General features: G+C 68.9%; 4 protein-coding genes and 1 pseudogene. 4 read left to right on the plus strand and 1 reads right to left on the minus strand.

Features of this window, described 5'->3' with window-relative positions; genetic code table 11:
- Positions 1–3423, minus strand: a 3423-nt coding sequence (locus tag FE811_RS24565; protein WP_181180957.1) for an AMP-binding protein, incomplete at its 3' end; no start/stop codon positions are given.
- 99 nt (positions 3424–3522) lie between these two features.
- Between FE811_RS24565 and FE811_RS24570 the strand changes: the two genes are divergently transcribed.
- The 4 genes and pseudogenes from FE811_RS24570 to FE811_RS24585 all read left to right on the plus strand — a co-directional run.
- Positions 3523–3771, plus strand: coding sequence for a phosphopantetheine-binding protein (locus tag FE811_RS24570; RefSeq protein WP_036697886.1), 249 nt, complete (start codon positions 3523–3525; stop codon positions 3769–3771).
- 252 nt (positions 3772–4023) lie between these two features.
- Complete coding sequence (locus FE811_RS24575) at positions 4024–5826, plus strand: ABC transporter ATP-binding protein (RefSeq protein WP_083539174.1); 1803 nt, start codon at positions 4024–4026, stop codon at positions 5824–5826.
- Positions 5823–7610: an ABC transporter ATP-binding protein gene (locus tag FE811_RS24580; RefSeq protein WP_072462911.1), complete on the plus strand. Its 1788-nt coding sequence runs from the start codon at positions 5823–5825 to the stop codon at positions 7608–7610. Before FE811_RS24575 ends, FE811_RS24580 begins: the two co-directional genes overlap by 4 nt.
- 478 nt (positions 7611–8088) lie before the next feature.
- Positions 8089–8566 (plus strand): annotated as a pseudogene (locus tag FE811_RS24585) (IS5-like element ISPpa8 family transposase); the annotation flags it as partial.

Genomic DNA, 8566 nt, shown 5'->3' on the forward strand with positions numbered 1-8566 from the left:
CAGCCGGCGCAGCCGGTCGATCACCGCCGGCTTGATGTAGTCGCCGCCCTGTGCCACCAGCCGCAGCGAGGTCAGCCCGTCATCCGGCGCGCAGGCCAGCAGCATCTCGACGATGGCGGGGACCGAGCACCAGACGGTCACGCCGTGGTCGCGCACCAGACGGTTCCAGGCAAGGGCGTCCTTTTCCTCGGCCGGCGCGGGCATGACCAGCCGCGCGCCGGCGGCCAGGGTGCCGAACAGGTCGAAGACCGACATGTCGTGATGCAGCGGCGTGACCGAGATCACCGCGTCCTCGGCCCCGATCCCCCAGGCATCCAGCGTATGGCCGATGACATTCGCGGTGGCGCGGTTGTTCAGCACCACGCATTTCGGCCGCCCGGTGGTGCCCGAGGTGTAAAGGTAATAGGCCGCCGCCTCGGAGCGGGACAGCGCGGCCAGCCCCTGCGGGATCGGGGCCGGGTCATGCGCTTCGAGGGTGCGGGGCGAGGCCAGCGGCCAGCCGGGCAGGTCGGTCCCGGCCACGACCAGCCGCGGCGCGGAATTGCGCAGCAGGTAGTCGCGCCGCTCGGGCGGCGCGGCGGCGTCGATGGGCACCCAGACCAGCCCCGAGAAGGCGCAGGCCAGCGTCAGCACCAGATGCTCGGGTCCGCGCGGCAGGCAGATCGCGACCACGTCGCCCGGCGCGAGCCCGCGCGCGGCCAGCCCGGCCATCACGCGCCGCACCCGCAGGCCAAGCGCGCCGTAGCTGGTGCGGCGGGTGTCGCAGATCAGGGCCGTGCGGTCGGGATCGCCGCCGAACAGCTGCGCGGCGATGCGCTCCAGATGGCCGGGGCCGGCATGTTCCGCCCCGGCGGGGGCCGCGGGTAGCGGCGGCAGGAAATCGGCGCCGGCCAGGGTCAGCTCGTCCCGTCCGGCCAGGGCGGCAAAGGCGCGGGCGGCGGCGTCCAGCAACGCGCCGACGACCGCAGGCTCCAGCGCCTGCTCGACGTGATCGGCTTGCAGCAGCAGCGCGCCGTCCGCATCCAGCGACAGCCGCAGGTCCAGCGCGACCTGCGGGGTCTGCACCAGCCCGTCCACCAGCCGCAGCCCGGCATCGGCGGGCACCCGGTCCCAGCCCATGCCGTTGGTCAGCACCACCGGCAGCGCGATCCGACCGCCGTTCTGCGCCAGCAGCAGCCGGCTGAGGCCGACCCCCGACAGACCGGGATGCGCCATGCCCTCCAGCAGGTCCTCCTGCAGCCGGCGGGCATGGTCCAGGAAGCCGCCCCGGTCGGCGCGATAGTCGACGGCGATGAAGGACGAGCGGTTGGCCAGCGCCCCGCCCGGCGGCGGCGCCACCGGCACCGCGACGCAGGGTGCAAGGTCCGGGGTCCAGCGCGCCAGCACCTCCAGCACCACGGCCATGGCGATGCTGTTGCGGGTCAGCTTCTGCGCCGCGGCCAGCCGGGCCAGGCGAGCCAGCTGCTCGCGCGGGATCCGGCGGCTGTCGCGGCGCCAGCGCGGGCGGTCGATGCCCTCCGGCGGTTGCCGCCAGGGCAGGCGCGGCGGCCCCTCGACCCCGGCCAGGCGCGCGCGCCACCAGTCGGCATCGGCGGCGCGGTCGGATTGTTCGGGCGGCGGCTCGGGCAGGGCGGAGGCCGGCGGCAACCCGGGCGCCATCAGTTCGGCGATCACCTGCGCGATCCCGGCGCCGTCCAGCGCCAGGGCGTCCATCTTGACCAGCAAAGCCTGTTCCCAGGGCCGGGGCAATTGCACCAGCACCAGCCGCCACAGCAACCCGTCCAGCGGCAGCGGTGCGCGGGCGAATTCGTCCTGCAGGGCAGAGAGCTGCGCCTCGGCCTCATCGACGGCCAGTCCCGAAAGGTCGATCCGTTCCAGCGGCGGCTCGGCTTCGTCCAGCACGCGCAGCGCGGAATGCTCCGGGTCGAGCCGGCAGCGCAGCGCCTCGTGCCGCTCGATCAGCGCCTTGGCCCGAAGCGCCGGGGCTTCGGCATCCAGCGGGCCGCGATAGCAGCGATATTCCTGCATGGCGGTGCGGCCCAGCGGCAGCTCGGCCTCGCGGCCCAGCAGATAGGCCTTTTGCAGCTCGCCCAGCCGCCGCATCCGCATCGGTGCCGGCAGCCAGTCCGACAGCGGCGCCGCCGCCAGATCGGGCGCATCGGCCAGCCGGCACAGCGCCGCGTGGCAGGCATCGAAAGCGGTGCGGACCCAGTCGCCGGGCAGCGCGTCAAGCCGCAGGTCCCAGTTCAGCAGCACGCCCTCGGCCAGCGATGCGACCTGCACGTCCAGCGCAACCTGCGGCGCCTGCGAGACGCTCCAGACCAGTCGCCCGAACAGCCGGCCGACGCGAGGGCTCAGTAGTTGGCGCTGCGCCCCGTCCAGGTCGAGCCCGCTGGTAAAGACCACCGGCGCGGATTCCATGTCCTGGCCGCCGCGTGACATCTCGCGCAGCACGGCGACGCCGGGGCAGGCCTGATGCGACAGCGCCTCGGCGATCTCGCGCCCTGCCTCGCGCGCCAGTCCGGCCAGCGTGGCCTCGGGCCCGACCCGCAGGCCGAGTGGCAGGATATTGGTGAAATCCCCGACCAGCCGCGAGGCGCCGCGCATCACCGGGGCGCGGAAGAAGCCCGGCAGCGTCAGGCGAAAGGCCCGGTCGCCCGTCGCCCGCGCCAGCACGGCGGCAAAGACCGCCAGGTAAAGCGCGGTCTGCGTGACCCGCAATTCACGCGCAAGCCCCCGCAGCGCCGCGGCCTGCGCCGGCGGCAGCAGGGCCGAGATCCGGGTGCTTTCCGGCGCGGCCGCCCCGTCGCGCAGCGGCAGCGAGGGCGCCGGCGGCATGTCGCGCAGCCGCGCCCGCCACCAGTCCCGATCCGCCGCCTCGGCCGCCGGGTCGGGGGGCAGCCGGCCCAGATAGTCGAAATAGCAGCCTTCGGGTTCCTCGACCGCAGCGATCCCGGCCGGGTCTTCGTAAAGCCGGGCCAGGTCGTCCATGATCAGCCCGAAGCAGGAGGGATCGGCCGCGATCATGTCCAGGTCGACATGCAGCCGCTGCTCGTCGCCCGGCAGCAGGCTGAGCAGGAATTCCGCCGCCTCGCCCGAGGCGATGTCCAGCCGCTGATGCGTCATCCGCCGCCGCGTCGCGGCCAGCCGTGCCTGCGCCTGATCCGGCGCCAGCGCCCGCAGATCCTCGACCCGCAGGGCGTGGCGGTCGTCCAGCGGCTGGATCACCTGCTGGCCTGCGGCCGTGACCCGCAGCCGCAGCATGGGGTGCCGGCGGAACAGCCCGCGCACCGCGCGGTCCAGCCGCTGCGGCTCCAGCCCTTGCGGCTGGAATTCGGTATGCAGATGCGCGGATACGCCGCCGCCCGGCCCCTTCCAATCGCGCCCGGTCCAATAGGCTGCCTGCATGGCGGTCAGGTCCATGTTCATCCCCTTGCGTCTGGCGATAGTGGTTGATAAAAATACTCAACTAATGGCGGTGTCAAGGAAAGGCTTGGCCGCGCAGCACAGGACGGGATCGAAATGAACGACATCGGATCTATCGAAACGCTCGGCCGGGCATGGCTGGAAACGCGTGTGCAGGCGCTTGTCCCCGACGAGGCGGAGATTGGTTCCGATGAAAACCTGCTGTTCCTCGGGCTGGATTCGCTGTCGGTGCTGAAGCTGGTCGCCGAACTGAAGCAGGCGGGCATCACGGTCAGCGCGCGGGAACTGCTTCAGGAGCCCAGCATCGAGGGCTGGTGGCGCCTGATCCAGGCGCGGCGGCCCTAGATCATGACCTGCGATCTGGTTGACGGGTTTGCTCGGGCAGGCGGTCCGCAACGCCCGCGTGACCTGCATGGTATCGAACCGGATGGTGTCCATGGCTGTGTCCACGACTTTTTCGACGAACGCATATCGATGTAGCAAGATGGTCAACCACCGGGTCGATGGAACCAATCTGCCGACGGGTTCTGACCTGCCCGGCCCAAGAGCCCGGATATCCCCTATCCGGCCCCAATGCAGTTCAAGGGAGCATGACGCATGAGAGCTGCCAGCCATGCCGCAAGGCCAGAGCGCGGGGATGACGACGACCGGGCCTGGGCCATCATGGAACCCGTACGTCGCCAGATCCGCCTTGCCATGGGGTTGGGCGCGGTCTCCGGGCTGGCGGTCCTCGCCACGATGATCTGCCTGGCGATGACGGTGCTGGCGCTGCGCAATCATCCGGGCCAGGTGCCGTGGGTCTGGATGCTGGGTGCTTTGGTGGGGACGGTCGCCAGCTATCTGACCCGGCTGGGTGCGTTCAATCAATCCCACTATGCCGCCTTCCGGCTGGAGCGTATCCTGCGAAGCCGTCTGGCCGAGCGGATGGCGGAGGTTCCCCTGGGCTATATCCAGGCCCAGGGTGCCGGCGGGCTGACCAAGGTAATCCATGACGACGTCAAGGCCTTGCACGTCTTCGTCGCTGACAGCACGCCGCTTTATGCCCGCGCCTATGTCACGCCGCTGGCCACGGCGGCGATCCTGCTCTGGCTCGACTGGCGGATGGCGCTCGCGGTGCTGGCGGTTCTGGGCCTGGGCATCCTGTCGATGCGTGGCGCGCAGAAGCGCCGACGCAACATGGCGCGGCTTTACAACGAAGCGCGCGAGAAGGTCAGCGCGGCGGTGGTCGAGTTCGTCCAGGCGATGCCGGTGGTCCGCAATTTCGACACCGGCCACTCCAGCTTTGGCCGGTATCAGCAGGCGCTTGACGCCTATCTGGCGGTGCTGGCGCGGTGGTATCGCGATTCCGGCCGTTCGGTCCGCATGACCTGGGCAATCCTCAGCCCGCTTCCGACGCTGGCCGTCGTGCTGTGGCTGGGGCTCTGGCGGGTCCGGGAGGGCGACCTCGACGCGGTGCGGTGGCTGGCAATTCTTCTGCTATGCACCGGGATGGCCGAGTCGGTCATGCCGATGATGATGCTGCGCCACATGATCGACAAGGTGCGGCTGTCGATCGCGCGCATCCATGACGTGCTGGCCGCGCCGCTGCTGCCGGTCCCGGCGCAGGGCCACTTGCGCCGGCCGGCGGATTCCAGCGTGGTCTTCGACGATGTGAGCTTTCGCTATGGCCCTGACGAGACCGAGGTGCTGCGCCATGTCAGTTTCGTTGCCGCACCCGGCAGCGTGACGGCGCTGGTCGGACCGTCCGGCGCGGGCAAAAGCACCGTTGCGCGGCTGATCCCGCGGTTCTGGGACGTGACCGGCGGCCGCATCCTGATCGGCGGGGTCGATATTCGCGACATGGGCGCCGACGACCTCATGCGGCAGGTGGCCTTCGTCTTTCAGGATACCTTCCTGTTTTCCGACAGCATCGCCGAGAATATCAGGCTCGGTCGTCCCGATGCGACCGATGAAGAGGTGATCGCCGCGGCCCGCGCCGCGCAGGCGCATGATTTCATCGCGGCACTGCCCCAAGGTTACGACACGCCGGCCGGCGAGCGGGGCGGGCTGCTGTCGGGCGGCCAGCGACAGCGCATCACCATCGCACGTGCGATTCTGCAGAACCGGCCCGTCCTCGTCCTGGACGAAGCGACGGCCTTTGCAGATTCGGAAAACGAGGCCGCGCTGATCCGTGCGCTTGGCGAACTCACCCGTGGCAAGACGGTGATCACGGTCACCCACCGCCTGCAAAGCATCGTCCATGCCGACCAGATCCTGGTCTTCGATGCGGGCCGGCTTGTCCAGACGGGTCGCCACCACGACCTGCTGGCGCAGCCGGGGCGCTATGCACGGCTTTGGGCCAGCCATGCCGAGGCGCAGGCATGGACCCTGGGACACATGAGGAAGGGAGCCGCCGAATGACCGGGCGCACCATCCCGGCCGGCCGCCCCGGCCCAACCGCGATCCGCGAGACCTGGCGCCAACTGCAGTACAGCGTGGGCGAGGACGCCCCGCGCTTGCGGGCGGTCATTCTCGGCCTCTTGCTTGCCGCAGCGTTGCAGGGACTGGCGCTGGCGGCCATCGCGCCGCTCCTTGTCGCCGCCTTCGACGGCAGGGACTGGCTGGGTGCACTGCGCTGGCTGGGGATCTGCACGATCCTCATGATCGCGGCGACGGCAACAAGATGGTGGGCGCAGGGCTTCGACTTCAACGGCCGCATGGCCGCGGCCACGCATCGTGTCCGGCTGCGGTTGGGCGAGCAGATGCGGCGCATGCCGCTGGAGACGCTGCACGGCCACCGCACCGGCGAGCTGAACTCGATGGTCATCAACAACGTCGATGAAAACCTTCTGACCACGCTGACCATTCTCAACCTGATCTTCATCTCGGTCGTCACGCCGCTGGTGACGGGGCTGGCGCTATTGGCGTTGGACTGGCGGGCGGGGCTGCTGATCCTGGTCGTGTTTCCCGCCATCCTGCCTTTGTATCGCTGGCGCCGGCCCGCGATCGGACGCGGCAAGCGCATTCTGGGCGCCGCCCACCAGCAGGCGAATGCGGATGTGCTGGAATACACGCAGGGCTTGCCCGTGTTGCGCGCCGCGTTGCAGGCCGGAGCGCGCGCCGGCAGGCTTGAACGGACATTCCGCAAGCTCGAGGAGATCCAGATCTACGGGCATCGCAAGGGAGAAAAGCCGAATCTCATCGTCTCGACCGTCGTCGAGGTCGGGCTGGTCCTGATGCTTGGGCTCGGCGTGGCCTACGTGGTCGCGGGGACGATGGATCTCGCGCTTTTCGCCGCGCTTCTGGTGATCGTGGTGCGGCTGTCCGAGCCGCTGGCGACCTTCATCCTCTATACCGCGATCCTGGAACTGGTCGAGGCAGCCCTGGACCGGATCAAGGCGCTGCTTGCCATTGCCCCCCTGGATCAGGCATTGCCCGCGCGAACGCCGGCACACTGCGGCATCAGATTCGAAGCTGCCAGCTTTGCCTATGCAGGGGCCGATGCCCCGGCCCTGCGCGATGTCGATCTGACGATCCCCGAGGGCAGCCTGACCGCACTGGTCGGTCCCTCGGGATCGGGCAAGACCACGCTGGCGCGACTGATCCTGCGCCACGCGGATCCCCAGAAGGGCCGCATCCTGATCGGCGGGGCGGATCTGCGCCAGATCCCCGAGAGCGCCCTGCGCGGGATGCTGTCCGTGGTGTTCCAGGACGTGCATCTGTTCAACGACACCGTCATGGCCAATATCCGCATGGCCCGCCCAGACGCGACCGAGGCCGAGGTCCGCGAGGCAGCCCGTGCCGCGCAATGCCTCGATTTCATCGAGCGGCTTCCGCTTGGCTGGAATACGCCCCTGGGCGAGATCGGCAGCCGCCTGTCAGGCGGGGAGCGTCAGCGCATCTCGATCGCGCGCGCGCTTTTGAAGGACGCGCCGATCCTGATCCTGGACGAGCCTACCGCGGCGCTGGATACCGAAAGCGAACGCGCCGTTCAGCGCGCCATTGATGCCGTCGTGCGCGACCGCACGGTCATCGTGATCGCCCATCGGCTGTCGACCATCGCCGGCGCGGATCAGATCGCTGTCGTGGATGACGGGCGCGTCGTCCAACTCGGCACGCATTCCGAGCTGCTGGCGCGGCCGGGCCGCTACCGCGCGATGTGGGAGGCGCAGCAGGCGGCGAAGATCTGGTCGGGTCGGGCGTGATTCCAACACCCCCCCGATCATGCAATGATGCGTCGTCAGGAGCCGGAGGTCGCCGCGTCAGGGCGCTGGGGAAGACTCGATCATGCCGGTGCTGCAGCCCCTGCCTGCGCTGATTACTGCTCCGGTGCCGGTTTGCGGGCGATCATCGCCGGCGGCTAATGCAAGGGAACAGGCTGGCCTAAGGCAAGGGGACAGCGGTTGTCGGTGCCTCCAGGCGATGTCCTGTCGGCCGCGTTATTTGCGGGCATTGCCTGCAGAAGGATCATCGCCTGGCCACATCCCAGGCAGGGGTGCATTGCGCCATTGCCGGCGAAGGGCCCATGCCGATGCAAGAGACATGGGTGTTCCCTTGCGCCTGCTCAGCGGTAGCCGATATTCATGACATAATCATGCAGCAGGTTTTCCTCCTCCCGGAGGCTCTGTTGCACAAATCCTGTGAGGGATTCATCTTGTGAATCCAGTATGGTAGCTGGAGGGCATGAGCAGACCCACACCCCCCGCATACAAGACCAGGAACTGGCCCACATATAACGAAGCGCTCAAGCGCCGCGGCTCGCTGACGATCTGGTTTGATCCCTCCATGATCTGGGAGGCTGCGCCGACCGGCAAACGGGGGCGACAGCCCGACTACAGTGACGCAGCCATCCAAACCTGCCTGACGATGAAGGTGTTGTTCGGGATGGCGCTGCGGCAGACGACTGGGTTCGTCGAGAGCTTGCTTCGACTGATCGACCTGAACTGGGCTGTGCCGAACTTCAGCACCATCAGCCGCCGCCAGAAGACCCTGAAGGTCAACATCCCGTTTCGCGGATCACAAGGGCCGCTGCACCTCTTGATCGACAGCACCGGGATCAAGGTCGAGGGCGAAGGGGAGTGGAACGCGCGCAAGCACGGCGGCACCAAACGCCGCGTCTGGCGCAAGATCCACATCGGTGTCAACGGCGGAGTAAAACCCG

It is taken from the genome of Paracoccus sp. FO-3 (genome assembly GCF_006386455.1).
Taxonomy (GTDB): Bacteria; Pseudomonadota; Alphaproteobacteria; order Rhodobacterales; family Rhodobacteraceae; genus Paracoccus; species Paracoccus versutus.

What these genes read in the sequence shown, in the direction of transcription:
- FE811_RS24580 (WP_072462911.1), top strand. Translation starts at nt 5,823, where the DNA reads ATGACCGGGCGCACCATCCCGGCCGGCCGCCCCGGCCCAACCGCGATC.
- FE811_RS24570 (WP_036697886.1), top strand. Translation starts at nt 3,523, where the DNA reads ATGAACGACATCGGATCTATCGAAACGCTCGGCCGGGCATGGCTGGAA.
- FE811_RS24575 (WP_083539174.1), top strand. Translation starts at nt 4,024, where the DNA reads ATGAGAGCTGCCAGCCATGCCGCAAGGCCAGAGCGCGGGGATGACGAC.